Below are 26,816 nucleotides of genomic sequence, written 5' to 3'. Positions count from 1 at the left end.
ATCAGGTCGCGCCAGGGTCCCTGTGCGTCGACCAGTCTACGTGCGTGAGGGGTCGCGGGTGCGGCCCGGCCTCGCGGGGCTTCCCGGCCCACCCGCCACCCGGCAGGCCCACCCGTAAGATCGACCGGGTGACCCTTCGCCTTCATGACAGCAAGACACGAGCCGTGCGCGAGTTCGTGCCGGTCGAGCCGGGCAAGGTCTCGATGTACGTCTGCGGCATCACCGTGCAGGGACCGCCGCACATCGGCCACATGCGCGTAGCGGTGGCCTTCGACGTCGTACGCCGCTGGCTGATGCGCTCGGGGTACGACGTGACGTTCATCCGGAACGTGACCGACATCGACGACAAGATCCTCGACAAGGCTGCCGAGCACGGCGTCGACTGGTGGAAGTGGGCCTACCGCTACGAGCTGGTCGGCACCGCCGCCTACGACACGCTCGGCGTCCTGCCGCCGTCCTACGAACCGCGCGCCACCGGCCACATCCCCGAGATGATCGAGCTGATGGGCGAGCTGATCGACCGGGGGCACGCCTACGTCTCGGACGGCGACGTGTACTTCGACGTGAAGTCGTGGCCGCGGTACGGCGAGCTGACCGGGATGAAGGTCGACGAGCTGCAGCCCGCCGACGACACCGATACTGATGCGCGCAAGCGCGACCCGCGGGACTTCGCGCTGTGGAAGGCATACAAGCAGTCCGAGCCACGGACCGCGTCGTGGCCCACCCCGTGGGGCCGCGGCCGCCCGGGCTGGCACCTGGAGTGCTCGGCGATGGCGCGGCGCTATCTCGGAGCGCAGTTCGACATCCACGGCGGCGGCATCGACCTACGCTTTCCGCACCATGAGAACGAGATCGCGCAGTCATGCGCGGCCGGGGACGAGTTCGCGCAGTTCTGGATGCACAACGCCTGGGTGACGCTGGCCGGCGAGAAGATGTCGAAGTCGCTGGGCAACACGCTGTCGATCGAGGAGCTGACCAAGGACTCGCGGCCGGTCGACCTGCGTTTCTATCTCGCAACCGTGCACTACCGCTCCACGGTCGACTTCAGTGAGCACTCGCTGGAGGAGGCGCGGGCGGCTTACTCGCGCATCGAGGGGTTCATCGAGCGGTCGGGCGTGACCGGCGAGGTCGCCGACGTCGCGCTGCCGGAGGAGTTCGTGGCCGCGATGGACGACGACCTCAACGTCTCGGGCGCGATCGCCGTCGTCTACGACGTCGTCCGGCAGGGAAACTCGGCGCTGGGCGCCGGGGACAAGGCACACGCCGCCGATCTCGCTGCGCAGGCGCGGGCGATGCTCGACGTGTTCGGTCTGGACCCGCTCGACCCGCAGTGGGCGTCAGCGGGCGGTGCCGATCTGGGGTGGGCGATCGACGACCTGCTCGCGCAGCGCACCGAGGCTCGGGCGGCCAAGGACTTCGCGCGTGCGGACCAGATCCGCGACATGCTGACCTCACGCGGAGTTACCATCGAGGACACCCCGGACGGCCCGAAGTGGAGCATCTGATGGTGCAGGAGGCGAGCACGCTGTCGATCAACGAGGGGGCGCTCTTCCCGATCTGCGAACTGTGCTTCGGCAGCATCGCCGTCACGACGATGGCCGACGGGCAGGAGTGGTGCGCTCGGTGTGCCGATTGGTACGCGAGATGGAACTCGATGAGCGTGGAAGAATGGGAGAGCGGCAGCGGGCGTCGGCGCGCCGCTTGGCCGACGGCCGGCTGACACTCGCGCGGCCGGGCGCTCGTGCGCGGCGCCGTAGGATGTCGGGGTGAGCCAGAAACCGACGTCGTCGACCAGCCGCGCTGCGACCCGGGGTTGTCATGCCCGGTAACTCCCAACGCAAAGGCGCGATGCGCAAGAGCGGCACCAAGAAGGGCCAGGTCGTTGGGTCTGGCGGCCAGCGCCGCAAAGGGCTTGAGGGACGCGGACCGACGCCTCGCGCCGAGGACCGCCCCAACCACAAGGCATACCGCCGGTCCCAGGGCGCGAAGAAGGTCGCCGGGCGCACGTCGACGGTGCGGCGGCAGAGCGGTGGCCCCGAGCTGCTGGTCGGTCGCAATCCGGTGGTCGAGGCGCTGCGCGCCGAGATTCCCGCGACCGCGCTCTACATCGCCGAGCGCACCGACATCGACGACCGGGTGCGCGAGGCGATCAAGATCTGCAACGAGCGCGGCATCCCGATCCAGGAGGTGGCGCGCAGCGAGATGGACCGCCTCACCGGCGGGGCCCTGCATCAGGGCCTCGGCATCGCCGTACCACCGTTCCAGTACGCCGACCCGGCCGACATGATCGCATCGGCGGTGGACGCCGGGCAGGTGCCGCTGCTGGTCGCGCTGGACGGCGTCCAGGACCCGCGCAACCTCGGCGCCGTCGTCCGGTCGGCAGCCGCCTTCGGCGCGCACGGCGTCATCGTGCCGGAGCGCCGCGCCGCGGGCATGACGGCCACGGCGTGGCGGACGTCGGCTGGTGCGGCCGCTCGGCTGCCGATCGCCCAGGTGACGAACCTGTCGCGCGCGCTCGTAGCACTCCAGAAGGCCGGCGTGTTCGTCGTCGGTCTGGCCGCCGACGGTGATGTCGAGCTGCAGAACCTCGACATGGCAGGCGATCCGCTGTGCATCGTCGTCGGATCGGAGGGCAAGGGGCTCTCGCGACTCGTGGCGGAGAAGTGCGACCAGATCGTCTCCATCCCGATGTCGGGAGCAACCGAATCACTCAACGCCTCGGTGGCCGCGTCGGTCACCCTGTGGCAGGTCGCCAGCGCCCGCGGCGCTGGTCAGGAAGGACAGCAAGCATGACCACGGTCGACCTCGGCATGCCGGGACGTCCAGGAACGCAGATCGACCGCAACACTGTTGACGAGGCGAGCCGGCTGCGGCTCGAGGAGCTGCTCCAGGAGCGGTTCACCGGGGACATCGAGTTCGGGAGTGGCACGCGGGCGGCGTACGCCAGCGACTCGTCAAACTACCGCCAGATCCCTTTGGGCGTGGTGTTTCCGCGCAACGAGGACGACGTCGCCTGGGCGCTCCACTGCGCCCGCGAGGTGGACGCCGCCGTCCTGTCCCGCGGTGGTGGAACCTCCCTCGCTGGTCAGTCCTGCAATGTCGCGCTGATTATCGACTTCTCGCGGCACATGAACCGCATCGTCGAGCTGAACGTCGAGGAGGGCTGGGTGCGGGTGCAGCCGGGCATCGTGCTGGACGATCTGCGCCTGGTCACCGAGAAGCACGACCTGACCTTCGCGCCGGATCCCGCCACGCACGCCTACTGCACCATCGGCGGAATGATCGGCAACAACTCCTGCGGCACGCACTCGGTGTACGCCGGCAAGACCGTCGACAACATTGAGTCGCTTCGGGTGATCACCTACGACGGGCACACCCTCGACGTCGGCAAGATCAGCGAGGACGAGCTGGCGAAGCTGACGCGCGTGCCTGGTCGCACCGGGGAGATCTACCGGCAGATCGCCGACATTCGCCAGAAGTACGCCGAGGCGGTACGTGCGGAGTTCCCTGACATCCCGCGCCGAGTGAGCGGCTACAACCTGGACTCGCTGAGCGAGGAGGGCGGCCCGCACATCGCGCGAGCGCTGGTGGGCAGCGAGTCGACCCTGGTGGTCGTGACCGAGGCCAAGCTCAAGCTCGTGCCATGGCCCACGCACCGCCGGCTCGTCGTCCTCGGATACGAGGACATCTTTGCTGCGGCTGACAACGCGCCCGCATTCCGTCAGATGCGCGGCATCATCGGCTGCGAGGGCGTCGACGAGCAGCTGACCATCTATATGCGTCGCCGCAACATGCACCTGCAGTCGCTGGCGACGCTGCCGGCGGGCAAGGGGTGGGTGCTGGCCGAGTTCGGCTCGTTCGACGAGGCGGACGTCGAGGCGATGGTCGAGGAGGCAGTCGCCGCTGCACCGGGGAATCCGAGCGTGTTGATATGCCGCACCGCCGCAGAGCAGAAGGCGATGTGGGCGGTGCGCGAGTCCGGGCTGGGCGCTACGGCGCGCCCGCCGGGGGAGGAGCCGCTGGTCGAGGGCTGGGAGGACGCCGCGCTTCCCCCGGAGAGGCTCGGGGAGTACCTGCGCCGGATGACCAAGCTGTGGGACGAGTTCGGCTACCACGGCTGCTGGTACGGCCACCTGGGTGATGGCTGCATGCACACCCGCTCCAACTTCCACACCGAGACCCTCGAAGGGTTGAAGGACTACCGTGCGTACCTCGAGAAGGCGGCCTCGATCGTGGCCGAGCTCGGCGGCTCGATCTCCGGTGAGCACGGAGACGGGCAAGGGCGGGCCGAGCTGTGGGCGAAGATGTTCTCCCCGACGCTGATGAAGGGCTTCAAGGAGTTCAAGCAGGCCTGGGATCCGGCGTCCCGGATGAACCCCGGAAAGCTCATCGACCCATTCCCGCTCGACACCAATCTCAAGCATGGGCCGGATCGGCCGCACAACCCGCTGTCGAAGACGACCTTCTTCTTCGGTGACGAGGGCTACTCGCTGCAGGATGCTGCGGATCGTTGCGTCGGCGTCGGGCGGTGCCGCCGTACCGACACGAACACGATGTGCCCGTCGTACCGTGCCACGCGCGACGAGAAGCACTCGACGCGTGGACGCGCGAAGCTCTTCCAGGAGATGTTCCGCGGCGAGATCACGGAGGCGACCTGGCGCAACGAGGACGTCAAGGAAGCGCTCGATCTTTGCCTGTCGTGCAAGGGATGCAAGACCGATTGCCCGACGAACGTCGACATGGCGACCTTCAAGTCGGAGTTCCTGTCGCACTACTACAAGGGGAAGGTGCGCCCGCGCGAGGCCTACTCGCTGGGCATGATCCGCTACGGGTCAAAGTTCGCCTCGAAGCTGCCGTCGCTGGCCAACGGCGTACTCGCCTCGCCGGTAGGGAAGGTGCTGAAGTCGGCGGTCGGTGTCACCAACTCGCGTCCCGCGCCGCACTTCGCCGAGGAGACGCTGCGCGCGTGGCTCAAGAAGAACGTCGCGCAGCAGCCGGGCGACGTGGTGCTGTGGGTCGACACCTTCACCAACTACCTCGGCCCCGAGGCGGGGATCGCCGCTGTCAAGGTGATGCAGGCGGCCGGTGGACGCGTGGTTGTGCCGCAGGAGGACCTGTGCTGTGGCCGACCGCTGTACGACTACGGGATGCTGTCGACGGCGAAGCGGAACCTCGAGAAGACGATGCGGTCGTTGCACCCGGCGATCGAGGCGCGGACGCCGGTCGTCGTCCTCGAGCCGTCATGCCTGGCGACCTTCCGCGACGAGTTGCTGGGCCTGTTCCCGGACGACCCGCGCGCCCAGGTACTCAGCGAGATCGCCTGCTCCCTCCCCGAATGGCTGATCGCCCGCCGTGCTGGGAACGGGCCCGAACGGTCTTCGAGTGAGCGAGGAACTGGCGACGTCGAGACGCAGCCAGAGGGGAACGTGCGCAAGCGGGTCCTGCTTCAGGTGCACTGCCACCAGAACGCGAACGGTGGGTACCAGGCGGACGTCGAGATCCTGACGGCGCTCGGCTACGACGTGAAGGTGCTGGATTCGGGGTGCTGCGGTCTCGCAGGCTCGTTCGGGTTCAACGCCAAGCACGCCGACCTCTCGAAGAGGATCGCCGAGGATCGGCTGCTTCCGCTGCTGTCGGCCGATCCTGACGCTATCGTCGTCGCCGACGGCTTCTCCTGCCAGACCCAGATCCGCGACCTCGCCGGTCGCGAGGTGAAGACCATCGCCGAGCTCGCCGCCGAAGCCATGCAGTAGCCACCGCGCCCATACGGTCGTCGACGAGCGCGGAACGCTTGGAGACGTCGCAGGCCGAAAGTGCCGACGACCGACGTGGCAGTCCGTAGCCTTAGGTCTTAACTTTCTCCATTGAGCACTTCGGTGCCTATTTGAAACAGGTACATATCCAGCACCTTCCCGACCGGGAGGTTTGGGGCGCCCACAGTGGTGTCGGAGTTGAATGTGGATAGTTTTGCCGTCGTTCGGTATCTATCGATTTCGTCCGTATGTGTTTGGGTGAGTTCGACCATAAAGTCATAGTAGTTTCGATTAAAACTCGCGATGCCTTGCTTCCCTTTTGTTTGCTGCAGTTTCCTCACTCCAGCGAGAACGTAGGTGTCCATCGCGGGGATGCATCCCCAGACACCCAGAATCACCTTGGTGATGAGGGTGGCGCTCGGTTGGACATGGCTGGGCAGCGTCACGGATAGGGCGCCGTAGACCTCCTCAAGCGCCCGCCACTCACTATTCGAGCCCGCGAGTTGAACCCCGCGCATTTCTTCGTCATGCGCATTGATGACATCCATGACGGGCACAAAAGCCGTAAGGTTAGTCCGCATTAGGGCTCCGGATCCGCGAAACATCCCCCAGTTCGCGAGGTAATAGCCGAGTTCGAGACAATCTCGGCGAAGGTCTTCGCCTCGGCCCGCTCGAAACCACGAGTAGCAGTAATCCCAACTTGGTTCGCTACCTGGCGGTGTCACCTCCGGTAAGACGGTGCTGTCCTGTGTCCCTGTTCGATAGCGTTCTAAAACCTGATCAAACTCATCTCTCATCATGCTGGCCTCAGACCTTGACGTTATCTAGTCAGACAGTAGCCAGCGGCATTGGGCGTGAGAAGCCCCTTGTCGCGTGGACGACGCTATCCGTGCACAGCGCTCAGGCAACCGCCGAGTGCGCGCAGTGACTCGCGGAGCTCGTATGGCTCGAGCACCTCGATACCGGGAACCGTGGCGAGTTGGAAGGTCGCGACTTCGACATTCTCGACCGGTAGCGTGATTATTAGGTGCTCGCCGTCGATCTCGGCGTCGTCGATGGCCTCGGCGGTCAATGGCCCGGGAACGTGCCTTCGCAGATAACCGGCCGAGCCGGCGGGAAGCCGGATAATCGTGGCAAGCCGCCGGATGCTTCGATCAAGTTCGCCGGCCACGGTGCTCCAGTAGTCTGCGAGCACGAATCCCTGCTGGCGGCGGGCAGGCTCTGCTCGACGGCGAGCCGACTCGATCCGCTGGAGCCGGTAGGTTCGTGGATTGCCGCGGTGGAAGGCAACGAGATACCAGACACCGGATTTCAGGACCAGACCGGCGGGGTCGAGCCGCCGGGACCGTGACCGGTAGCGGATGTCTAGCCGACCGCCGTCCCACACGGCGGAGGCGACGATAGCGAGAGACGGTCCAGGGTCTCGCTCGCCGAACCAGTCCGTCGAGTCGATGTGGAAGCGTTCGGTGACGGTGTCGAGTTGCGTCACCACCGACGGTGGAAGCCCGGAGCGCACCTTGGATCGCGCGGTCGCCAGGACCGCCGCCATCCCGAGGTCCGCGGCACCGGCCGGCCCGAACAGCAGCGCGCTGATCTCTTCACCAGTCATACCGTCGATCGGGGATCGCCAGCCAGTCATGAGCCGTACGCCGCCAGCGGGTCCGGCCTCAGTCCACAAAGGTACGCCCGCGTCCTGCAGTGCCTGAATGTCGCGATACACGGTCCGCACCGAGACGTCGAACTCCTTAGCGAGCGCGACAGCGGTGTGACGTCCGGTACGTTGGATCGCCAGCAGCATGGCGAGCAACCGTGATGAACGCATGCGCTGAATCTACGCCTCAACCCTGACACTAGATGGCAGGGTTACCGCGGACGATGGAACGCATGAAGACAGATAACGGCAAGACCAAGACTTTAAGTGGCCGGATCGCACTTGTGGCCGGGGCGACCCGCGGAGCGGGCAGGGGAGCAGCGAGGGCGCTCGGCGAAGCGGGAGCGACCGTGTACTGCACGGGCCGGTCCGGCGGCGGTGAGCGGTCGGAGTACGACCGGCCCGAAACGATCGAGCAGACCGCCGAGCTGGTCACCCGGGCAGGAGGGCGGGGTATCGCCGTGCGCGTCGACCACACGAACGAGGCCGAAGTACGCGAGCTCGTAGCCACGATCGAGCGCGAGCACGGCCGGCTCGACGTCCTCGTTACCAGTCTCGGGGGCGAGCATCTGCACGGCGAGTGGGAGCAGCCGGTCTGGAAGCAGGACGTCGAGATCGGACGCCGCATGCTGCGCGGCGTGCTCGAGGCCCACCTGCTCACCGCCACCTGTGCCCTGGACCTGCTGCACCGCCACGAGGGCGGCCTGCACGTGACGCTCACGGACGGCGACGCGGCGTACAACGACACGCACTACCGGATCAATGCGTACTTCGACGTGATCAAGACCGGCCTGATCAGACTGGCGTACAGCCTCGGCCACGAGCTCGCTGAGCACGAATGCACGGCCGTGGCAGTCAGTCCCGGCTGGCTACGCTCGGAGATGATGCTCGACCTGTTCGGTGTCCGCGAGGAGAACTGGCAGGAGGCATGGACCGACACCGGCACCGGCGAGGTCGCGCCGGAGAGCTTCGCAGTCTCGGAGTCGCCGCTGTACGCCGGCCGATGCATCGCCGCGATGGCTGCGGACCGAGACAAGGCGCGCTGGAACCAGCGGTCGACGACGTCCGAGGTGCTGGGACGCGAGTACGGCGTGACCGACACCGATGGTTCCCAACCGCGCGCGTGGGCATACATCACCGCGCTGGAGGCTGGGGAGACCCCCGAGGTCGGCGAGTACCGCTAGATCGCGTGGCAGACTCGGAACGTCCCCGACACGAGGAGTTGCCCGATGCGGATCGTCCGATCCCTGCTGGCCGCACTACTGATGCTCACGCTTGCCGCCTGCACCTCAGACGACGAGCAGTCGCACCCGGACGGATCCGAGACCGCGGCGACGTCGAGCGAGGCGCCGAACTCCGGCATCATGCCGGGCGGCCCGGTCGACCCGGTCGCCGGCGGCGCCACTCTTCCAGAAGCCGGTCAGTGCTGGAACCTCAGCGCCCAGGACCTCGACGAGGGCATGGCGATGGTGTCAACGGCCGCTACCCCGGTCGATTGCGGCGCCGAGCACAACTCGGTCACCGTCGCGGTCGTCGGCATCCCTCCCGAGCATGAGGTGCTGGTCGAGGGCGCGGTCGCGACTGGGCAGGCGGTCGATCCCGGGCACGAGTCGAACTGGCGCTCGGTCGTCGCCCCCGCGTGCCGAGCCGCGTGGGACCAGGGGTTCGCGGCCGCCGCGGTCGATGTCGGGGGGGGGGGGATCGCGTCGGCGTACAGGGCCTCGACGTTGCACGGGTACGCGTGGCCCCCGACCGCCGAGGAGTGGAACGGCGGGGCGCGGTGGGGGCGGTGCGACATCGCGAACCCGACCGCCGAGCCGATCGCCTTCGAGACCCCCACGCCCGATCTGGCCGAGGTTCCGGACGAGCTGATCGCCTGCCTGAACGCCAATGCCGAGGGCTATCTAGCGATGCCCTGCGACGACCCGAGCGTCAACGGTCAGGCGGTCGTGACCATCGTGCTCGACGCCGCCACTACCGAGTCGGCCAAGCAGGACTACGACGCCTTCTCCGGCCAAGCCGGCGCGATGTGCGCGGACACCGTCCAGAGTGCCTACCCCGACGCGGGAAAGGACGGCAAGGCGGCGCTCCCGATCGCGTTCTCGTTCACCGGCAGCTTCGACTGCTATGTGGACCGTGCCCCCGGCGACCCCTTCCTGAAGTAGTCGTGTCGTGCGTGCTGCCCGCCTGCTGCTGACGGTTCCGCTGCTGGTCACCGTTGTCGCCTGCAGCCCGGATGCGGACGGGGAGTCCGCGAAGCCCGCCGCCGCGCCGCAAGCCGGCTCGTGCTGGGAGCTCACCGGGCAGCAGCTCGATCCCGGGTCCGCCGTCACCGCAACAGAGCAGGAACCGACGGACTGCGCCGCGTCGCACAACGCCATCACCGTGGACGTCGTCGACCTCCCACTCGGGCAGGAGACGGCCCTCGGTGAGCTGGCCCAGGCAGGGGAACGGCTCGACGCTGCGGACGACGAGACGTGGGAGACCGTGGTGCTGCCCGGTTGCGCGCCGATCTATGGGCAGGCTTTCGCCTCCGCGGCTGTCGACGTCAATGACAAGTGGGCCCAGGCGGCCTATCGCGCGACATCGCTTGCGCCGCGGGTCTGGCTGCCGACCGCGGACCAGTGGGCTGACGGTCAACGGTGGATGCGGTGCGACCTGGTGAGCCTCACCGAGACGCCGCTCCCGATCGATGCGCCCGGCCTGGACCTGGGGACGGTGCCCGAGGAACTGGCGCTGTGCCTGAAGGTCGACTCGGCCGGTACGACGCCCCTCGCATGCGACGATCCGCAGGCGAACGCGCAGACGCTGGTCACCGTCGTCCGCAACGGCAAGACCCCGATGGACTCGGCCCCGGCGGAGGACGGCTATGGAGCCGATGTTGCGCAGATGGTCTGTCAGGACGTCGTCACTGCCGCGTATCCAACGGTCACCGGTGAGGTGAAGGCGGCGATTCCGGGCGTACACGGGATCACCGGAACTTTCGACTGCTATATCGACCGAGCAGCGGGAGCTCCGCTGGTCACGTGACGGTGGTTGCGGGCATTGTCATCCTGCGTCCTCTCCGCGCGCCTTCGACGCTGGTCGACGAGCGTGTGTGGGAGCTGCCGCGAGGATCAGCCGATGAGCCGTCGACGGAGGAAGCTGGGGATCAGCCGATGAGCTGGGAGATGGTGTAGATCGCCAGGCCGGCGAGGGCGCCGATCACGGTGCCGTTGATGCGGATGAACTGCAGGTCACGTCCCACCAGGGTCTCGATTTTGCGGGAGGTGTCCTGGGTGTCCCAGCGCGCGACTGTGCCGGAGATCAGGTCGGCGATGTCGTCCTTGTACTGGTCGACGATGTAGAGCACGCCGCGCTCGATCCAACCGTCGGCCTTGCGCTGCAGCTCCTTGTCCTCCTGCAGCATCCGGCCCAGTCGCATGATCGTCGAGTCGACGCTCTTGCGCAGGTCGGACTCCGGGTCGGCGGCCATCTCGATGATCTGCCGCTTGAGCGTCGTCCACGCACCCTGCGACCACTCGCGGACGGCGGGGTGGTTGAGCACGTCGTCGCGGATCGCGGCGATCTTCTCGGCGGCCTCAGGGTCGGTGCGCAGCTGCTCGGCGTACTCGCGCACCTTCACGTCGAACTGGGTGCGCATCGCGTGCTGCTCGTCGTTCGAGACGTCGTCGATGAAGGACTGGACGCCGTTGAACATCCGCTCGAAGATCTTGTCGTCGACGAACGACGGCACCCAGTCGGGGGACTCCTGGGCGAGCTTGAGCCGCAGCACCGCCCGGTTGTCGTGCATGAACTTCGAGATGCCCTTGAGCGCGGCAGTCATCATGTGCTGGTGGTTGCCGCCCTCGACGGCGACGTCGATGAGCTTTGCGAGGATCGGTGCGGCGTCCACCTGCCGCACCCGCTTCATGATGATGTTGTCGAAGGCGTCCTGGACGTCGTCGTCCGTCATGATCTCGGCACCGACCTCGATCGCGTGGCCGAAGTTGTTGCCCAGCTTGCGCGCGTTCTCCGAATCTCCGATGTACTCGCCAACCTTCTGCGACACACCGACCTGCCGCAGCTTCTCGGCCAGCACCGGCCCGGTCAGGAAGTTCCCCTGGACGAACTCCCCCAGGGACGAGCCCAGGGAGTCCTTCTTGTTGGGGATGATCGCGGTGTGCGGGATCGGGATCCCCATCGGATGCCGGAATAGCGCGGTCACCGCGAACCAGTCGGCGAGCGCGCCCACCATCGACGCCTCGGCGGTGGCCTTCACGTAACCGACCCATCCCGGCGCGTCATTGCGCTGCCAGATCACGCAGATTACGAAGACGATCGCGGCGAAGACGAGCAGCCCCGTGGCGACCATCTTCATCTTCCGCAGCCCGGCCCGCCGCTCGTCGTCGGTCAGGCCGCCGAACGACTCGGGTGTGGTCGGGGTGCGCGTCAGTACGTCGATACTCACCAGATGAGCGTATGCGCTAGTGGGCCTCGGCGTAGGTTCTCGCCGCGCGTACGTCGAGCCCGAAGACCACCTCGGTCTCGCCGAACAGCAACCGGGTGGCGGCGAGCGCCGCGGCCTCGACGTGCGCGATGACGTCGTCCGCCAGTGCTGCGTCGCAGTGCACCATGACCTCGTCGTGCTGGTAAAAGACGATCCGCGCCGCGTCGGTGTCGCCGTACGCCCGGTGCAGCCGCTGCCGCAGGATCCCCAGCAGGGAGCCGGCCCACTCCGAGGCGGTGCCTTGGACGACGAAGTTGCGGGTGAACCGGCCGCGTGCCCGTTCCTGGGCGGGCGTGGGGTCGCGCTCGCTGCCCGGCGGGCAGGTGCGGCCCAGGCGGGTGCGCACCACCCCGCCTCGCTCGCCGGTGCGGGCGGCGTCCTCGAGCAGCTGCAGCGCCCGCGGGTAGCGGTCCCGCAGTACCTGCAGGGGTCGCGCCGCACCGCCGCCGACCTGTCCGTACATCGCGCCGAGCAGCCCGACCTTGGCCTGGTCGCGTCGTCCGTCGAAGGCCTCGGTGGCGAGCGCGGCGTACATGTCCTCGGCGCCGGCGGCGCGCATCATGCCGGGATCGCGGGAGAGTGCCGCGAGGATCCGGGGCTCGAGCTGCGCGGCGTCCGCCACGACGAGCGTCTTGCCGGGGTCGGCGACGACGGCCGAGCGCAACCGCCGGGGGATCTGCAGCGCACCGCCGCCCCGGGTCGCCCACCGGCCGGTCACTACCCCCGCCGGGAGGTACTCGGGCCGGAACCGGCCGTCGCGCACCCACTCCCGCAGCCAGGCCCAGCCGTTGGCGGTGTGCAGCCGGGAGAGCTCCTTGTACTCCAGCAGGGGCGCCACCGCGGGGTGGTCGACGCCGGCGAGGTGCCACTTGCGGGTGCTCTGGAGGACGATGTCATCGCGTGCGAAGGCGGCAAGCACGTCTTGCGGAGAGTCGGGGTTGACCGGCCTGCCGAAGGACTCGATGATCCGGTCGGCCAGCTCCTGCAGCCGCGATGGCCGCGCCCCGGGAAGGGTCTGGACGCCGAGTGCCTCGGTCAGCAACCGGTCGTGAATCGCGGCGTCCCAAGGGATCCCGGCCTCGGTCATCTCGACCGCGAGGAGCGCTCCGACGCTGTCGGAGGCGATGAGCAGCCCGAGCCGGTCGGCGTGCCCGGTAGCCGCCAGCCGGCGCTGCTGGTCGGCGTACTGGGTGGCCGCGACTGCCCCGGCGTCCGCGTCGTCGTCCTCAGTGAACAGGGTCAGCGACGTCGGCGGAGCACTCGCCGGCCCGGCCACCGGGGTGCCCTCGAACGCGCTGATGACCGATTCGGCGTGCGCGAGGTCGTAACACCGATCGAGCCGGACGCCGCCGCGGCGGAGCACCGGATAGCTCGCCGCTGCCGACGGGATCAGCCAACGAGGGTGCCCGCCTTGCTCGATCTGGTTCAGCTCGTCCAGGGTGACCTCCGACGTGCGCCCGACGTGGTGCAGCCAGGGAGTCCCGTCACCGCGTACGCCGATCACCCTGGTCACCTGTTCATTCTGGACGTCCCGGCAGACACGCGGCCCACCCCGGGTGCCCCGGGGTGAGCGATCGAAGAGGAGTTAACTGTCGGTAAGGTCGTTTGCTCTAGTGAGGTGCATCATGTCCGCCAGTCCCGCCGGCGCCCCCGGATTCACGAGTCCGGTCATCGTGGTCATGGGGGTGACTGCTTGCGGCAAGACGACGGTCGGAGAGGGCATCGCCGAGCGCCTCGACATCCCGTTCGCGGACGGCGACGACCTCCATCCCAGGGCTAACGTCGAGAAGATGGCCTCCGGCCACGCGCTGACCGACGAGGACCGCTGGCCGTGGCTGGAGAAGTGCGGCGAATGGCTGGCGAACAACGCCGAGACCGGTGGGGTCATCGGGTGCTCTGCGCTGCGCGTGGTCTATCGCGATGTGATCCGCAGGCACGTCCCGGGAGTCTTCTTCGCGCACCTGCACGGTCCGCAGGAGGTCGCGGTAGAACGGGTCGCGGCGCGCAAGGGGCATTTCATGCCCACCACGCTCGTGCAATCGCAGTACGACACCCTCGAGGCGCTCGAGGAGTGGGAGAACGGCATGGTCGTTCGCTTTGACCTACCGGTGGACACGATCGTCGACACCGTAGTGGCACGGGTCGCGCAGAGGAAGTAGGGAGATGTCGAGATGAGTATGACGGTGCTCGCGGCCGATCTGGTCGAGCCGATCGCCTCGACCGGCCGGCTGGTGGTCGCTGCGCTGGTGGCGATCGCGGTGATCGTGGCGCTCATCCTGTGGGCGAAGCTCAACGCGTTCATCTCGCTGACCATCGGCGCCCTGCTGGTGTCGACATCGCCGGAGCCGATCTGGGCACCGCGGTCGAGAGCTTCACGACCGGCGTCGGGAACACGATCGCGGGCGTCGGGTTGCTGATCGCCTTTGGCGCGGCGTTCGGCAAGATCCTGGTCGACTCCGGCGGCGCCGACAAGGTCGTCGACACGATCATCTCCAAGTCCAGCACCGCCTTTCTGCCGTGGGCGATGGGCATCATCGGCGCGATCATCGGCCTCCCGATGTTCTTCGAGATCGGCCTCGTCCTGTTGATGCCGGTGATCATGCTGGTCGCGTGGCGCTCCGGCCTCGGGCTGATCCGCATCGGCATCCCGGCATTGGCCGGCCTGTCGGCAATGCACGGACTCGTGCCACCGCACCCCGGCCCGCTGATCGGCATCGACACCCTCGGTGCGAACCTCGGTATCACCATGGGTCTGGGCATCCTCATCGCCATTCCGACCATCGCGATCTCCGGCCCGATGTTCGCCAAGCTCGCGGCCAAGTGGGTCGAGCTGCCCACGCCGACCCTCTTCGAGGGTGAGCGCGAGAAGGTCGAGGACGCCCGAGGCCAGGACGCCCGACACCAGGAGGCCCGACACCAGGACGCCGACCACGCCGACCATGCCGACCGCGAGGACCTCGACCACGCCGACCGCGAGGCCGGCGACTCCGACACCGAGCAGACCACTGTCGGGAAGTCGGTCAGTACCCGGTCCAAGCCCAGCCCGTCCTTCGGGATGACCATCACCGCGATCATGGTTCCGGTCGTGCTGATGCTCGGAAAGGCGCTGGTCGAGATCTTCGTGACCTCGGCGCAGTCACAGGGAACCTGGTGGTACAAGACCATCGAGTTCGTCGGCACTCCGCTGATCGCGCTGCTGCTGACTGTGATCGTGTCGTTCTTCCTGCTGGGTACGCCGGCGGGCATGGGGCGCAAGGAGCTGGCCGACTCCGTCGCGTCGTCCCTGCCGCCGATCGCTGGGATCATCCTGATCGTCGGCGCAGGGGGTGGCTTCAAGCAATCGCTCGTCGACACCGGAATCGGCACGGTGATCGCGAAGTTCGTCGCCGACTCGAGCTTCTCGCCGATCCTCATCGCGTGGTTCGTCGCGGTCCTGATCCGCCTCGCGACCGGTTCGGCCACGGTCGCGACGATCACGGCGTCCGCGATCATGCTCCCAATCGTCGAGACGCTCACCGAGTCCGGGGACATGTCCACGGCGATGCTCGCGCTGATCGTGCTCGCGATCGGCTCGGGATCGGTGTTCTTCTCGCACGTGAACGACGCCGGCTTCTGGCTGATCAAGGAGTACTTCGGGATGTCGGTCGGAGAGACGGTCAAGACCTGGTCGATCATGGAGACGGTCCTGTCGATCGTCGGCCTGGTGTTCTGCCTGATCGTCGGGATCTTCGTCTAGCTCTCAGGACGTGAAAGAGGGAGGACCCGGGCGGGTCCTCCCTCTTTCGTTCAGCGGCGTTGCCTAGACCGGCTTGGGCGGCTCGACGTCGCGGCCTTCCCAGTCCTTGCCGGCCTTGTCGGCGTTTTCGGACGCCGATGCCGTCTGCTCAGACGCGATGCGCTTGGCTTCCTCGTCGGTCATCTGGCCATCGTTGTCGTCGATCGGCTCGTTGCTCTTGTCGTGAGTCATCCGATTCTCCTCTACTTCTTGGGGTTCTTCGGCTTGGCCTTGTCGGCGGCTGCCTGCTCACCCTGCGCGCCATCGTGCACCAGGGAGCCGTCGGAGTTCTCCAGGTGGGCTCGGATGAACCACTGGAACTGCTCAAGCTGGGCGACCTGACCGATCAGCATGTCCTCGGTGATCGGGTCGACGTCGCCCGCGGCCTCGATGGTCTTGCGGTGGTCCTCGACGACCCCGGTGTAGACGAGATCGAGGGCCGCGAGATGCTCGAACACGTCACCGCGCCCGATCGAGTAGTCGTCCCAGGTGCGGTCGGCGACGATCGCACCCGGCGTCCCGATCGGGGCCACGCCCATGGTGGCCATCCGCTCGGCAGTCTCATCGACCATTGCCCGGACCGCATCGATCTGCGGGTCGAGCATCTCGTGGACGCCGATGAACCCGCGTCCGGTGACATTCCAGTGCGCCTGCTTCAGCGTGAGGGCCAGGTCGTTGAGCGCGTGCAGCCGCATCTGCAGCTTGCCTGCGAGCTCGTGGCCCTTCGTGGTCGGTACGCCGGGAACGGTGTAGTCGGCGCGGTCGGTCTTGGCGGCCTTCGCCATCGTGGTGATCCTTCCGTCGGGGGTCTGACGGTGAGTCAGCTTCTGAGGAGTAATACCCGCTCAGGGAGTTGTCTACACCCAAAGTAGGAAGCGTGGGGGTGGTGCCGGTTCTGGGGCGTGGTTATGTTGATCTTGATCCAGACGTCAACTTTGAGCGGAGCAGCCGTGAGCGACAACGTGAATCCACCGAGCATGGACCCGATGGACGAGATGAATGACCTGCGGATGTCGAAGGAGGCGCTCCCGCTGCTGGACCACGTCAAGCGGTTCATCAAGGAGACCGTCGACCCCATGTACGAGGAGTACGAGCGTCTCGGCGAGGGCCACACCGACCGCTGGACCTTCGCGCCCGGTCAGCTCGAGGCACTGCAGAAGGCCAAGGACAAGGCGAAGGAGGAGGGGCTGTGGAACTTCTTCCTGCCGGACGCCGAGACCGGAGAGGGCTTGTCGAACCTCGACTACGCCTACATCGCGGTCGAGCTCGGCAAGAGTCCGCTGGCCTCGGAGGCGATGAACTGCTCGGCGCCGGACACCGGCAACATGGAGGTTCTCGAGCGCGTCGGAACGCAGGAGCAGAAGGACCAGTGGCTGCGGCCGCTGCTGGACGGCGAGATCCGCTCGGCGTACGTCATGACCGAGCCGGACGTCGCGTCGTCCGACGCGAAGAACGTGCACACCCGCGCGGTGCTGGAGGACGGCGAGTGGGTCATCAACGGTGAGAAGTTCTTCGCCTCCGGCGCCGGTGACCCGCGCTGCAAGATCATGATCGTGATGGTGCAGACCAGCCCCGACGCGCCGCCGGCAAGCAGCACTCGCAGATTCTGGTGCCGAAGGACACGCCTGGCGTGGAGATCCTCGGCCCCATGGAGGTCTTCGGCGAGGACCACGCGCCACGCGGTCACATGCACATCCGCTTCAACAACGTGCGCGTGCCGGAGTCCAACATGCTGCTCGGTGAGGGCCGCGGCTTCGAGATCTCCCAGCTGCGTCTCGGACCCGGCCGCATCCACCACTGCATGCGCACCATCGGCAAGGCCGAGGTCGCGCTTGACCTGATGGTCAAGCGCGGCATGTCGCGGACGGCGTTCGGCCAGCCCCTGGCCAAGCTCGGCGGCAACCTCGAGAAGATCTCACGGGCCCGCATCGAGATCGAGGCGATGCGCCTGATCGTGCTGAAGGCCGCCAAGGCCATGGATGTGCTGGGCAACAAGGAAGCCCGCATCTGGGTCTCGATGGCCAAGGCGATGGTGCCCGAGCGGGCCTGCCTGATCATCGACCAGGCGATGCAGATCCACGGCGCGGCGGGTGTGTCGCAGTGGACGCCGCTGGCCGGCCTGTACACCGACGTCCGGCATCTGCGCTTCGCCGACGGCCCGGACGAGGTCCACCACATGGTGGTCGGCCGCCACGAGCTGTCGCAGCACTAGCCCGCCTACCGCCACAAAAATCTAGTGAGGACGATCAGGTACCACTATGGGACCTGATCGTCCTCACGAGATTCGGGCCGTGCCGGCTATCCGTCGAAGGCCTCGTCGCGTTCGCGGGTACTCGGCTGCTTGAAGCGGTCGCCGTACACCTCGTCGAAGGCCTCGAAGATGTCCTCCAGCGGCAGCTCGACGTAGTCGCCGCGGTAGTTGACGTACTCCATGTGCCGGTTGCCGGACTCGTCGAAGGGGTGCATCAGCGCGTCATCGTGACCGTTGAACTCGAGCACCTTGGTGCCGAACCGCTCGCACAGCTCCTTGTTGAATGCCGAGCTCGCCTTGCGCCAGGCGCCGTCGATCCACATCACTGAGTAGCCGTGGTAGACGAACAGGTCGGTGCCCATCTGCTCGTGCAGCTTCTCGCTTGCAGGTGGTTCTTCACATCCGCGAACCCCACCCCTGCGGGAATCCCGACCGCGCGGCAGAGGGCGGTAAGGATGATCGACTTCGGCACACACCAGTTGGATGCCGAGTCCAGGATGCTGCTGGCCCGGTAGTCGGTCCTCGCGTACGAGACGTCGTAGGGGTCATAGCGCCAGCCGTCGCGGACGGCGTAGAAAAGCGCGACCGCCTTCTCGCGATCGGTCGTGGCGCCGGCGTCGGTGCACACCTTCTCGGCGTACTCGACCACGGCCGGGTCGTCGGAGTCGATGAAGTAGGTCGATTCTGTGCAGGCAGCCTGCGGCGGCGTCTGGATCGTCTCGGTGCTCGGCTCGCTCATGCGGCCATTATGCAACCCTGGCCGGTCGTCCGAAGCCAGCGATCACCGACGCGGATTGCCCAGGGGGCCTATACGTTTTAGGATTCAGGAGAATTGGTACTCGGCGTCAGGAGGAAGCATGGTGCACAGGGGTGGGTTTCGGGTGGCGGCCGCGGTGGCTGCGTGCGCACTCGTCGGCGTCCTCGGAGGATGCGGAAGCGACGACGAGGCGTCCGCGGGCTCGGACCCCACAACCGGTGACTCGCAGTCGACCGAGACCGATGATCCGGGGGAGTCGGACGACACCGATGCTCCCGATGACGGTGAGTGCCAGTGGGTCAGCGCAGACGCCGTCACCGAGGCAGTGGGTCAGCCCATGACGCTCGATACCGCGGGTGAGGCTGGGTGCATATTCAAGGCCGAGGCCGAGGGCGGCCCGGCGATCTGGGTGATGCTGACCGAGATCGCCATCGATCAGAAGGAGTACGCCGACGGCTCGAAGGAGACCTGCGACGAGCCGATCACGGACGTCGACGCGGGCGACATCGCATTCACCTGCATGCAGATCGACCCGCAGGGCACGGTGTTCAAGGACAAGCTCGTCGCCACCGTCGACGCCAAGGACTTCGAGTCGGACGACGCCGCGTTCGCGGCCCTGGCGAAACTGCTTCCGGAGATCGACCTCTAGTTCGGGCCTTGCTGCGTCTCGGCGTCGGTCGCTGGCGCTCCCTCGCTCGACGACCGTGGGTGGCTCAGCCGATCTTGCGTGGTTCAGTCGATCTTGCGCGGGTCCGCCGGGGAGCCGGTCTCGGACTCGCCGTCCTGCACCTTGTAGAAGGCGGTCCGCCGAGCCCAGGCGTGCATGCTCTCCAGATCGGCGATCTGACGCTCGGCCTGCTCGATGAACCGCTGGAACACCTCTCTGCCGACCCCCAGCGCCTCGTGGTACTCGGTCAAGGTCTGCCAGCCGCTGATCTTACCCGCGATCGCGCTCTGCATAAGTTCGCTCTCGAGCACGGGTGTCATCGGCGAGGTGCTCAGCGGTCGGCGGTTGAACTTCAGCCGGCCGACGCGCTCGCCGACCCAGGCGAGAGCCTGCCGGTAGCTGCGCTGGGGGAGCTCGCGCCGCCTGATCAGCTCCAGGTAGAAGGCGCGTTCCTCGCGCAGCTCGCGCGCGATCCGGCTCAGGTTCTCGCCGTGCGGGGTGTCCTGGTACTGCTTGGCCATGTGGTTCAGCCGGGCCACGCCGGCAGTCGCGCCGCTGACGTGATCGTTCATGTACAGCGATAGCAGATCCCAGTCGATGGTGTCGGTGCGGTCCTTCGGGTTCATCTAGGTGCCTTTTCGATCGTCCGGGCCAGTCCCGGGGCCCGCTGACCGCCGTTGGTTCGACGCTGCGGTGGTCCTCGTGAAGGCCATACCCGCGAGCCTCGGCCTCCACACGTATCCGAGGCGTTGAATTTTGATTCGATGACAGTTAAATTAGACGTATGTTGAATCAAGGCCTTGATCTTGCCGAGGTGGAGTGCTGCGCGCCGCTGATCTCACGCGCGTTGTCGGCGTCCGAGGCGGGCACTCTCTCCCAGGCGTTCAAGGCCCTGGGCGATCCGGTGCGGCTGCAGCTGTTCAGCATGATCGCGAGTGCGGACGACGAGGTCTGCGTGTGCGATCTGACCTGCGCCTTCGACGTCACGGCGCCGACCATCTCGCACCACCTCAAGACCCTGCGCACTGCCGGGCTGGTCACCAGCGAGCGGCGTGGCACCTGGGTGTACTACCGCGTCGTCCCGGCGCTGGCGGACCTGCTGTCCCGGCTCTTGGCAACCAAGGAGGCGGTCGCGTGACCCGCGCCGAGCACACGACTGCGGTCGATCCCGTCGAGGCCCACGTTGGCGCCCGCCTGTCCTTCCTCGACCGTTATCTGCCGCTCTGGATCGGGCTGGCGATGGTCACGGGGCTGCTCGCCGGACGGTTGATCCCCGGCTTCTCGGACGCGATCACCGCGGTGCAGCTCGACGGGGTCTCCCTGCCGATCGCGCTCGGCCTGCTCGTGATGATGTACCCGCCGCTGGCGAAGGTGCGCTACGACCGGATGGGCGAGATCGCCAGTGATCGGCGTCTGATGGGCATCAGCCTGGTCCTGAACTGGCTGGTCGGACCGGCGCTGATGTTCGCCTTGGCGTGGCTGATGCTGCCGGACCTGCCGGAGTACCGCACCGGCCTGATCATCGTCGGCCTCGCGCGCTGCATCGCGATGGTGATTATCTGGAACGACCTGGCCTGTGGAGATCGCAACGCGGCCGCCTTCCTCGTCGCGCTGAACTCCATCTTCCAGGTGCTGATGTTCGCCGTACTCGGCTGGTTCTATCTCGCCGTGCTGCCGGGATGGCTGGGCCTGCCGCAGGACGACCTGGACGTGTCGATGTGGCAGATCGCGAAATCTGTGCTGATCTTCCTCGGGATTCCTTTGCTGGCAGGCTATCTGTCTCGCAAGCTGCTCGAGGCGCGCAAGGGCCGTGAGTGGTACGAGGGGACCTTCCTGCCTCGCATCTCGCCGTTCGCGCTCTACGGCCTGCTGTTCACGATCGTGATCCTGTTCGCTCTGCAGGGGCGGCAGATCATCGACAACCCCGGCGACGTCGCCCGGATCGCTCTGCCGCTGCTGGCCTACTTCACCGTGATGTGGACGATCTCGCTGCTGGCGTCGAAGGCAGCGGGGCTGGGGTACGAGAAGAGCGCGACGGTCGCGTTCACCGCTGCCGGCAACAACTTCGAGCTCGCGATCGCGGTCGCCATCGGCACCTTCGGCGCCGCGAGCGGTCAGGCGCTCGCCGGAGTCGTCGGCCCGCTGATCGAGGTGCCGGTCCTCGTCGGCCTCGTGTATGTGAGCCTGTGGCTGCGCCGCAGGATGTTCCCCGCCGAGCAGCCCGAATCCCCGCGAACGGAGGCAGGTCAGCCATGACCCAGGACGGTGCGGCACCCCCGAGCGTGCTGTTCGTCTGCGTAAGCAACGCAGGCAAGTCCCAGATGGCGGAGGCGCTGATGCGCCAGATCGCGGGCGACGCGGTCGAGGTCCACTCCGCGGGGACCTCGCCGAAGACCGAGGTGAATGCGCTGTCCGCGCAGGTCGTCACCGAGTCGGGCGCCGACATGCGCCAGGCGACCCCGAAGGGCATCGACCCCGAGCTGCTCGCTCGTGCCGACCGGGTCATCATCCTCGGCGACGACGCCAAGGTCAACGCGGCGCCGGGGATGCGGGCGAGCATCGAGCGGTGGTCCACCGACGAGCCCAGCGAGCGCGGCATCGAGGGCGTGGAGCGGATGCGGCTGGTCCGCGACGACATCGCCAACCGGGTCGCGGCGCTGGCGCTGGAGCTCACCGGGCAGCCCGCGGGCAACCTCGGGCGCTACCAGAAGCTCATCGAGGACCTCGCCGACCGGTACGAAGGCGTGTTCACCGAACCGGAGGTGCGCAGCGCCGTCCGCGAGGCACACTCAGGGCTGCTGCCCGGGTGTACCGTGGCCCAGTTCCTGCCTGTGCTGGTCGGCCGGTACGCCGGGGAGATCCTGAGCGCTCGCGCGCAGGCCGAGGGCAAGGAGCACCAGCCGTTCCCGCAGCTGCTGTTCGTCTGCGTGCAGAACGCCGGTCGTTCGCAGATCGCCGCGGCAATGGCAAAGCACCTGTCCGGCGGCAAGGTCAACGTGCGGTCGGCGGGGTCCAACCCCACCGGCGAGGTAAACCCGATGGCGGTCCAGGTGCTCACCGAGCGGCGCATACCGATGCCCGATGCGTACCCGAAGCCCCTCGGCGACGACGTCATTCGCGCGTCGGACGTCGTCATCACGATGGGCTGCGGGGACATCTGTCCGGTGCTGCCGGGGAAGCGGTACGAGGACTGGCCAGTGGCCGACCCGGATGGCGCCGACATCCAGACGGTGCGCAAGATCGCCGACGACATCCAGATGCGGGTCACTCGCCTGCTGGGCGAGCTGCGCCGCAACTGACACCCCCACCGCGACTGACACCCCACCGCGGCTGACACCCACACCGATCGAGGAGCTTCCTGTCATGACCAACCGTCCTGAAGTGCTGTTCGTCTGCGTGCACAACGCCGGCCGCTCCCAGATGGCTGCCGCCTGGCTGCAGCACCTGGCTGGGGACCGTGTCTCGGTGCGGTCGGCCGGGTCCGCGCCGGCGGACGAGATCAATCCCGCCGTCCGCGAGGCCATGGCGGAGGTAGGCATCGACATCAGCCGCGAGGTGCCCAAGAAGCTCACCACCGAGGGCGTCGAAGCGGCGGACGTCGTGATCACCATGGGCTGTGGGGACGCCTGCCCGGTGTTTCCCGGCAAGCGGTATCTCGACTGGAAGCTCGACGACCCCGCCGGGCAGGGAATCGACGCTGTACGGCCGATCCGGGACGAGATCAAGAGCCGGGTAGAGCAGCTGATCGCCGAGATCGCGCCGTCCGACGACATCCGGGAGACGGTCCGGGCGCGCTACGCGCAGGCTGCGCAGGCGATCTCGTCCGGCTGCTGCGGCGGCAACGAGGAGCTGTACCGCGACGGGGTGTTCGGGGCGTCGCTGTACGGGGAGGACGCCGACGAGACGGTGCAGGGCTCGCTCGGGTGCGGCGTCCCCACCGAGGTCGCCGACCTCGCCGAGGGCGAGACCGTGCTGGACCTGGGCTCGGGGACCGGGGGCGACGTGCTGATCAGCGCTCGCCGCGTGGGGGAGACCGGCAAGGTCTATGGCCTCGACATGACCGACGAGATGCTCGAGCAGGCCCGGGCGAACGCCGAGCGAGCGGGCGTGCAGAACGTCGAGTTCCTCAAGGGCTACCTGGAGGAGATCCCGCTGCCCGACGACAGCGTCGACGTCGCGCTCTCGAACTGCGTGATCAACCTCGCCGCCGACAAGCGCGTCGTGATTCGCGAGGCGGCGCGCGTGCTGCGGCCCGGTGGGCGGGTCGCCTTCAGCGACGTCATCGCGGATCCGGCCATGCCGGACGACGTCCGCGCCGACATGCAGCAGTGGACCGGCTGCATCGCGGGTGCGCTGAGCGCCGGCGACTTCGAGCGGTTCCTGAGCGAGGCCGGTTTCCGCGACATCTCGGTCACCCCGACCCACGACGTCCACGAGTACGCCCAGGCGGCGATCATCCGGGCCACTCTCGCCTCCTGACCACGACGGGCGGCTCTCGACGGCTCGGGAGGAGTGGAGCTCGTCAGTTACCCGCGGGCAGTTGTCCCCGGATGCGCCAAGCGCGGCGCATCCGGGGACAAGTTCATTCGCCGGCCGGCACACCGGGGGAGCCAGCCGGCGAGCAGCCCTGCCACACCGACCAGCACCGCGATCGCCGGGATATAGGCGATCGCGGCCTGCAGGACTTCACCGAGCAAGCCGGGATCGTCGATCACGCAGGCGCGCCCGGGTGATGCCGAACGTCTTGACGAGCCCGTCAATGTCGATGACTGGAGACATCGTCTCTCCTTCGTTCTACGACTGCAGAATGCGCCTAGCGCGCGAATGCCCGCTGTGTACGGTGGGGCGCATGATCGCGGTAGCCAGCCCGATCGTCCGACGTCCTCGAGGAGTAGACGCATGAGCGACGAGAATCCCGTCCTGACCGAGCGCCGCGGCGCCGTCCTGCTGATCACCCTGAACCGTCCCGAACGTCTGAACGCCTGGGACGACGGCATCCAGGCCGGATACTTCGGCGCCCTTGCCGAGGCCGCGGCCGATGCCGAGGTCAAGGCAATCGTGGTGACAGGTGCCGGCAAGGGCTTCTGTGCCGGCGCCGACATGGACCGCCTCAAGACCATCGACGAGCGCGGAGAGGTCGGCCAGGCCGAGCGACCGATGACCTTCCCACTTACGATCGAGAAGCCGATCATCGGCGCGATCAACGGCGCCTGCGCCGGACTCGGTCTCGTTCAGGCGCTGATGTTCGATGTCCGATTCGCATCGCCCGCCGCCAAGCTGACCACCGCATTCGCCAAGCTCGGCCTGGTCGCTGAGCACGGCATCTCCTGGCTGCTGCCGCGGTTGGTCGGAACCAGCCACGCGCTCGACCTCCTCATGTCGAGCCGCATCATCACCGGCGAGGAGGCGCATCGCATCGGCCTGGTCAACCACCTCAGCGACGACGTCCTGGACGACGCCCTGGCGTACGCCGAGCTCGTCGCCACCACCGTCTCGCCGAAGGCGATGGCCGTGATGAAGCGGCAGGTGTACGCGCACTGGACGGCTAACCTCGAGACCGCGAAGGCAGAGTCCGACCAGCTGATGAGCGAGTCGATCGCCGGCGGTGAGATGGGCGAGGGTGTGCAGGCCTTCACCGAGAAGCGCCTCCCCAACTACGAAGGCATCTCACAGCAGCTGTGACCTGGTCGTAGTTGACGAGGAGTTCGGGAGGGTACGCCGATGGGCTCGGCCTCGGCGTCGCCGTCCTGCCGCGAATGTCGAGTCGGGTTTGAGGACCTCTGGGAGGAGGTACGACCTCCCAGAGGAGGTGTCGCGATGTCAGTCGGCAGTCGGAGACTGCGCGAGCTGGTGGCGCTTATCTGTGTCGTGGTGCTGGCACTGACCGCATGCGACGGGGAGGACGACGACGCGCCCGACCCGGACGCTCTGACCGCGACGACGGCGGCCCCATCACAGTCGGCGCTCGTCCTCGACGGCGCCACGCCAGCCGATCTCGCCCACGGAGTCAGCAGCGCGTTGTTCGAGTCCGCGCCGGTCGTCGTGCTCGCCAGCGAGTCCGAGCAGCTCAGGGCGGCGTCCGCGGCGGTGGCTCTGGGCGTGCCGGTTCTGGTCGACGGTCCGCAGACTGCGGATGAGCTGACGCGGCTGGAGACCGAGGTCGCCCTCGTGATCGGGACCGTGAGCGACCCGGGCATCGACGTGGTCGTTCCCACCGCCGACGACGAGCTGGCTCAGCTGATCGGAGCCGAGTCCGCGCCCATCCCGGTTACCGAGGCCGAGGCGGCGGCCCGGGTCGCCGCGCTCGACCCGGCCTCGCCGGCGCTGCTGATTCCAGAAGCTGGGACAGACCCGGGCGAGAGCCTGGACAGCGACCGGGACGAGCTCCCGCAAACCCACCCTCCCGAGCGCGACGAGGCGGTCGTCGTCCTGTCGACCGGAGCCGCCGTCGACGCGGCTGCGCTAGGTAGCGCCAAGGCGGCCGGCGCCCAGACCCTCGTCAATGCCGCCCCCGACCCGCGGGCGACCAGCGAGACGGTGCAAGCGCTCGCCGCGGCCAAGCCGAGCACGGTCATCGGGCTCGGTCCGGCGTACGGCGACCCGGACCGGCTGGCTGCGAAGGCGACCAGTGCCGCGACCGGAGTCGAGCTGCCGGGCGGCGGGCAGCTGGCGCTCCCGGGCAAGACCTACGTCGCGCTCTACGGCTCGCCGATCACCGGAGCGCTGGGTGTGCTGGGGGAGCAGTCGGCCGAGGAGACGATCGCGCGCGCTCAGGAGCATGCCTCGTGGTACGAGCCGCTCACCGACGAGGCGGTCGTGCCGACGCTGGAGATCATCGCGACGGTGGCCAGCGAAGGCCCCGGCTCGGACGGCGACTACTCGGCCGAGAGCGATGTCGCCGAGCTCGAGCCGCTGGTCGACCTCGCCGAGCAGAACGGGCAGTACGTCATTCTCGACCTGCAACCGGGCCGCACGGACTTCCTCACTCAGGCCAAGCTCTACGAAGAGCTGCTGAAGCGCCCGCACGTAGGGTTGGCGCTCGACCCGGAATGGCGCCTCGGCCCCGACGAGAAGCACCTCACCAAGGTCGGCAGTGTGCCGGTCGAGGAGGTCAACCAGGTCGCCACCTGGCTGGCCGATCTGACGAAGGCGAACAACCTGCCGCAGAAGGTGCTCGTACTGCATATGTTCAAGGTCGGGATGATCCCGGCCGTGGATACCGTCGATCAGAGTCGAGACGAGATCGCCGTGCTCATCCACGCCGACGGGCAGGGCGGCCAGGGAATGAAGCAGGCGACCTGGAGCGTGCTGCACCAGAACGCGCCGTCCATCAACTACTGGGGCTGGAAGAACTTCTACGACGAGGACAAGCCGATGTTGACCCCGGAGCAGACCATGAGCCAGGTCGATCCGATCCCGGACTTCATCAGCTACCAGTGAGCATTGTTCGGAGCCGGCCAGGGGACTCGAACC

The 26,816-nt window shown here is 67.6% G+C and carries 29 protein-coding genes and 1 pseudogene; 20 read left to right on the top strand and 10 right to left on the bottom strand.

Going from position 1 to position 26,816, the window contains the following annotated elements:
• The first annotated feature begins 128 nt into the window (after positions 1-128).
• The 4 genes from cysS (at position 129) to DAA40_RS12225 (ending at position 5,753) form a co-directional block, all read left to right on the top strand.
• Positions 129-1,505: a cysteine--tRNA ligase gene (gene cysS, locus DAA40_RS12240; protein ID WP_106849969.1), complete on the top strand. Its 1,377-nt coding sequence runs from the start codon at positions 129-131 to the stop codon at positions 1,503-1,505.
• Positions 1,505-1,720, top strand: a complete 216-nt coding sequence (locus tag DAA40_RS12235) for a hypothetical protein (protein ID WP_106849968.1) — start codon at positions 1,505-1,507, stop codon at positions 1,718-1,720. Before cysS ends, DAA40_RS12235 begins: the two co-directional genes overlap by 1 nt.
• A 98-nt stretch (positions 1,721-1,818) precedes the next feature.
• Positions 1,819-2,793 carry a 23S rRNA (guanosine(2251)-2'-O)-methyltransferase RlmB gene (gene rlmB / locus DAA40_RS12230; RefSeq protein ID WP_106849967.1) on the top strand — a complete coding sequence of 325 codons (975 nt, stop codon included), beginning with the start codon at positions 1,819-1,821 and terminating at the stop codon, positions 2,791-2,793.
• Positions 2,790-5,753: an FAD-binding and (Fe-S)-binding domain-containing protein gene (locus DAA40_RS12225; RefSeq protein WP_106849966.1), complete on the top strand. Its 2,964-nt coding sequence runs from the start codon at positions 2,790-2,792 to the stop codon at positions 5,751-5,753. The genes rlmB and DAA40_RS12225 overlap by 4 nt, the downstream gene beginning before the upstream one ends.
• A 98-nt stretch (positions 5,754-5,851) precedes the next feature.
• Here the strand turns inward: DAA40_RS12225 and DAA40_RS12220 are convergent, their stop codons facing one another.
• Positions 5,852-6,301 (bottom strand): hypothetical protein, encoded by a 450-nt coding sequence (locus DAA40_RS12220; protein ID WP_158716409.1) that lies wholly within the window; start codon positions 6,299-6,301, stop codon positions 5,852-5,854.
• Positions 6,302-6,636: 335 nt separating this feature from the next.
• Positions 6,637-7,575 carry a YafY family protein gene (locus DAA40_RS12215; protein ID WP_106849964.1) on the bottom strand — a complete coding sequence of 313 codons (939 nt, stop codon included), beginning with the start codon at positions 7,573-7,575 and terminating at the stop codon, positions 6,637-6,639.
• Positions 7,576-7,637: 62 nt separating this feature from the next.
• Between DAA40_RS12215 and DAA40_RS12210 the strand changes: the two genes are divergently transcribed.
• The 3 genes from DAA40_RS12210 to DAA40_RS12200 are packed head-to-tail and all read left to right on the top strand — an operon-like array spanning position 7,638 to position 10,434.
• A complete protein-coding gene (locus tag DAA40_RS12210) occupies positions 7,638-8,588 on the top strand; it encodes an SDR family oxidoreductase (protein ID WP_199849730.1) in 951 nt (316 codons plus the stop codon).
• Between the two features lie 45 nt (positions 8,589-8,633).
• Complete coding sequence (locus tag DAA40_RS12205) at positions 8,634-9,569, top strand: hypothetical protein (RefSeq protein ID WP_106849962.1); 936 nt, start codon at positions 8,634-8,636, stop codon at positions 9,567-9,569.
• 7 nt (positions 9,570-9,576) lie between these two features.
• A complete protein-coding gene (locus DAA40_RS12200; RefSeq protein ID WP_106849961.1) occupies positions 9,577-10,434 on the top strand; it encodes a septum formation family protein in 858 nt (285 codons plus the stop codon).
• Positions 10,435-10,555: 121 nt separating this feature from the next.
• Here the strand turns inward: DAA40_RS12200 and DAA40_RS12195 are convergent, their stop codons facing one another.
• Positions 10,556-11,854 (bottom strand): DUF445 domain-containing protein, encoded by a 1,299-nt coding sequence (locus DAA40_RS12195; RefSeq protein ID WP_106849960.1) that lies wholly within the window; start codon positions 11,852-11,854, stop codon positions 10,556-10,558.
• 16 nt (positions 11,855-11,870) lie between these two features.
• The gene (locus DAA40_RS12190; protein WP_106849959.1) at positions 11,871-13,406 is read right to left on the bottom strand and encodes a bifunctional 3'-5' exonuclease/DNA polymerase; all 1,536 of its coding nucleotides are present in this window, start codon (positions 13,404-13,406) and stop codon (positions 11,871-11,873) included.
• Positions 13,407-13,518: 112 nt separating this feature from the next.
• On the opposite strand from DAA40_RS12190, the gene DAA40_RS12185 reads away from it, so the two are divergent.
• The 3 genes from DAA40_RS12185 to DAA40_RS12180 are packed head-to-tail and all read left to right on the top strand — an operon-like array spanning position 13,519 to position 15,629.
• Entirely contained in the window at positions 13,519-14,052 is a 534-nt protein-coding gene (locus DAA40_RS12185) for a gluconokinase (RefSeq protein ID WP_106849958.1), read from the top strand.
• A 12-nt stretch (positions 14,053-14,064) separates the two neighbouring features.
• Positions 14,065-14,310 carry a hypothetical protein gene (locus DAA40_RS16755; RefSeq protein WP_234356375.1) on the top strand — a complete coding sequence of 82 codons (246 nt, stop codon included), beginning with the start codon at positions 14,065-14,067 and terminating at the stop codon, positions 14,308-14,310.
• Complete coding sequence (locus DAA40_RS12180; protein ID WP_234356372.1) at positions 14,229-15,629, top strand: GntP family permease; 1,401 nt, start codon at positions 14,229-14,231, stop codon at positions 15,627-15,629. The genes DAA40_RS16755 and DAA40_RS12180 overlap by 82 nt, the downstream gene beginning before the upstream one ends.
• 63 nt (positions 15,630-15,692) lie before the next feature.
• On the opposite strand, the gene DAA40_RS16485 is transcribed toward DAA40_RS12180, so the two are convergent.
• Both DAA40_RS16485 and DAA40_RS12175 read right to left on the bottom strand, forming a co-directional pair.
• Positions 15,693-15,860 carry a hypothetical protein gene (locus DAA40_RS16485; RefSeq protein ID WP_199849728.1) on the bottom strand — a complete coding sequence of 56 codons (168 nt, stop codon included), beginning with the start codon at positions 15,858-15,860 and terminating at the stop codon, positions 15,693-15,695.
• 11 nt (positions 15,861-15,871) lie between these two features.
• Positions 15,872-16,453 (bottom strand): Dps family protein, encoded by a 582-nt coding sequence (locus DAA40_RS12175; protein WP_106849957.1) that lies wholly within the window; start codon positions 16,451-16,453, stop codon positions 15,872-15,874.
• 165 nt (positions 16,454-16,618) lie between these two features.
• On the opposite strand from DAA40_RS12175, the gene DAA40_RS16750 reads away from it, so the two are divergent.
• Together DAA40_RS16750 and DAA40_RS16745 are read left to right on the top strand one after the other, a co-directional pair.
• Entirely contained in the window at positions 16,619-17,509 is an 891-nt protein-coding gene (locus DAA40_RS16750) for an acyl-CoA dehydrogenase family protein (protein WP_234356357.1), read from the top strand.
• Positions 17,470-17,880: an acyl-CoA dehydrogenase family protein gene (locus DAA40_RS16745; protein ID WP_234356356.1), complete on the top strand. Its 411-nt coding sequence runs from the start codon at positions 17,470-17,472 to the stop codon at positions 17,878-17,880. The genes DAA40_RS16750 and DAA40_RS16745 overlap by 40 nt, the downstream gene beginning before the upstream one ends.
• Positions 17,881-17,966: 86 nt before the next feature.
• On the opposite strand, the gene DAA40_RS16480 is transcribed toward DAA40_RS16745, so the two are convergent.
• Together DAA40_RS16480 and DAA40_RS16475 are read right to left on the bottom strand one after the other, a co-directional pair.
• On the bottom strand, positions 17,967-18,281 hold the full coding sequence (locus DAA40_RS16480; RefSeq protein ID WP_199849727.1) for a hypothetical protein: 315 nt from the start codon (positions 18,279-18,281) through the stop codon (positions 17,967-17,969).
• Positions 18,242-18,658 (bottom strand): transglutaminase family protein, encoded by a 417-nt coding sequence (locus DAA40_RS16475; RefSeq protein ID WP_199849726.1) that lies wholly within the window; start codon positions 18,656-18,658, stop codon positions 18,242-18,244. The genes DAA40_RS16480 and DAA40_RS16475 overlap by 40 nt, the downstream gene beginning before the upstream one ends.
• Positions 18,659-18,776: 118 nt before the next feature.
• Between DAA40_RS16475 and DAA40_RS12160 the strand changes: the two genes are divergently transcribed.
• Entirely contained in the window at positions 18,777-19,325 is a 549-nt protein-coding gene (locus DAA40_RS12160) for a hypothetical protein (RefSeq protein ID WP_158716408.1), read from the top strand.
• A gap of 83 nt (positions 19,326-19,408) precedes the next feature.
• Here the strand turns inward: DAA40_RS12160 and DAA40_RS12155 are convergent, their stop codons facing one another.
• A complete protein-coding gene (locus tag DAA40_RS12155; RefSeq protein WP_106849955.1) occupies positions 19,409-19,969 on the bottom strand; it encodes a hypothetical protein in 561 nt (186 codons plus the stop codon).
• 158 nt (positions 19,970-20,127) lie between these two features.
• Between DAA40_RS12155 and DAA40_RS12150 the strand changes: the two genes are divergently transcribed.
• The 5 genes and pseudogenes from DAA40_RS12150 to arsM all read left to right on the top strand — a co-directional run bounded on the left by DAA40_RS12150 (position 20,128) and on the right by arsM (position 23,822).
• Positions 20,128-20,481, top strand: coding sequence for a metalloregulator ArsR/SmtB family transcription factor (locus DAA40_RS12150; protein ID WP_106849954.1), 354 nt, complete (start codon positions 20,128-20,130; stop codon positions 20,479-20,481).
• The gene (gene arsB / locus DAA40_RS12145) at positions 20,478-21,599 is read left to right on the top strand and encodes an ACR3 family arsenite efflux transporter (protein ID WP_255413587.1); all 1,122 of its coding nucleotides are present in this window, start codon (positions 20,478-20,480) and stop codon (positions 21,597-21,599) included. The genes DAA40_RS12150 and arsB overlap by 4 nt, the downstream gene beginning before the upstream one ends.
• Entirely contained in the window at positions 21,596-22,642 is a 1,047-nt protein-coding gene (locus DAA40_RS12140) for a three-helix bundle dimerization domain-containing protein (protein ID WP_234356355.1), read from the top strand. Before arsB ends, DAA40_RS12140 begins: the two co-directional genes overlap by 4 nt.
• A gap of 64 nt (positions 22,643-22,706) precedes the next feature.
• Positions 22,707-23,099, top strand: a pseudogene (locus DAA40_RS16740) (arsenate reductase ArsC); the annotation flags it as partial.
• A complete protein-coding gene (arsM, locus tag DAA40_RS12135) occupies positions 23,085-23,822 on the top strand; it encodes an arsenite methyltransferase (RefSeq protein ID WP_234356371.1) in 738 nt (245 codons plus the stop codon). The pseudogene DAA40_RS16740 and the gene arsM, both read left to right, overlap by 15 nt.
• Positions 23,823-23,869: 47 nt before the next feature.
• Here the strand turns inward: arsM and DAA40_RS12130 are convergent, their stop codons facing one another.
• Positions 23,870-24,058: a hypothetical protein gene (locus tag DAA40_RS12130; protein WP_106849952.1), complete on the bottom strand. Its 189-nt coding sequence runs from the start codon at positions 24,056-24,058 to the stop codon at positions 23,870-23,872.
• A 184-nt stretch (positions 24,059-24,242) separates the two neighbouring features.
• Between DAA40_RS12130 and DAA40_RS12125 the strand changes: the two genes are divergently transcribed.
• Both DAA40_RS12125 and DAA40_RS12120 read left to right on the top strand, forming a co-directional pair.
• Positions 24,243-25,025: an enoyl-CoA hydratase-related protein gene (locus DAA40_RS12125; RefSeq protein ID WP_106849951.1), complete on the top strand. Its 783-nt coding sequence runs from the start codon at positions 24,243-24,245 to the stop codon at positions 25,023-25,025.
• A gap of 135 nt (positions 25,026-25,160) precedes the next feature.
• Positions 25,161-26,783, top strand: coding sequence for a hypothetical protein (locus DAA40_RS12120; protein WP_106849950.1), 1,623 nt, complete (start codon positions 25,161-25,163; stop codon positions 26,781-26,783).
• Positions 26,784-26,816 lie beyond the last annotated feature (33 nt).

Origin of the sequence: Blastococcus sp. Marseille-P5729 (assembly GCF_900292035.1) — a bacterium.
In the GTDB taxonomy this organism is placed as follows: domain Bacteria; phylum Actinomycetota; class Actinomycetes; order Mycobacteriales; family Antricoccaceae; genus Cumulibacter.
The sequence above is the reverse complement of the archived record's forward strand: the minus strand, read 5'-3'. Positions and strand labels throughout refer to the sequence as shown.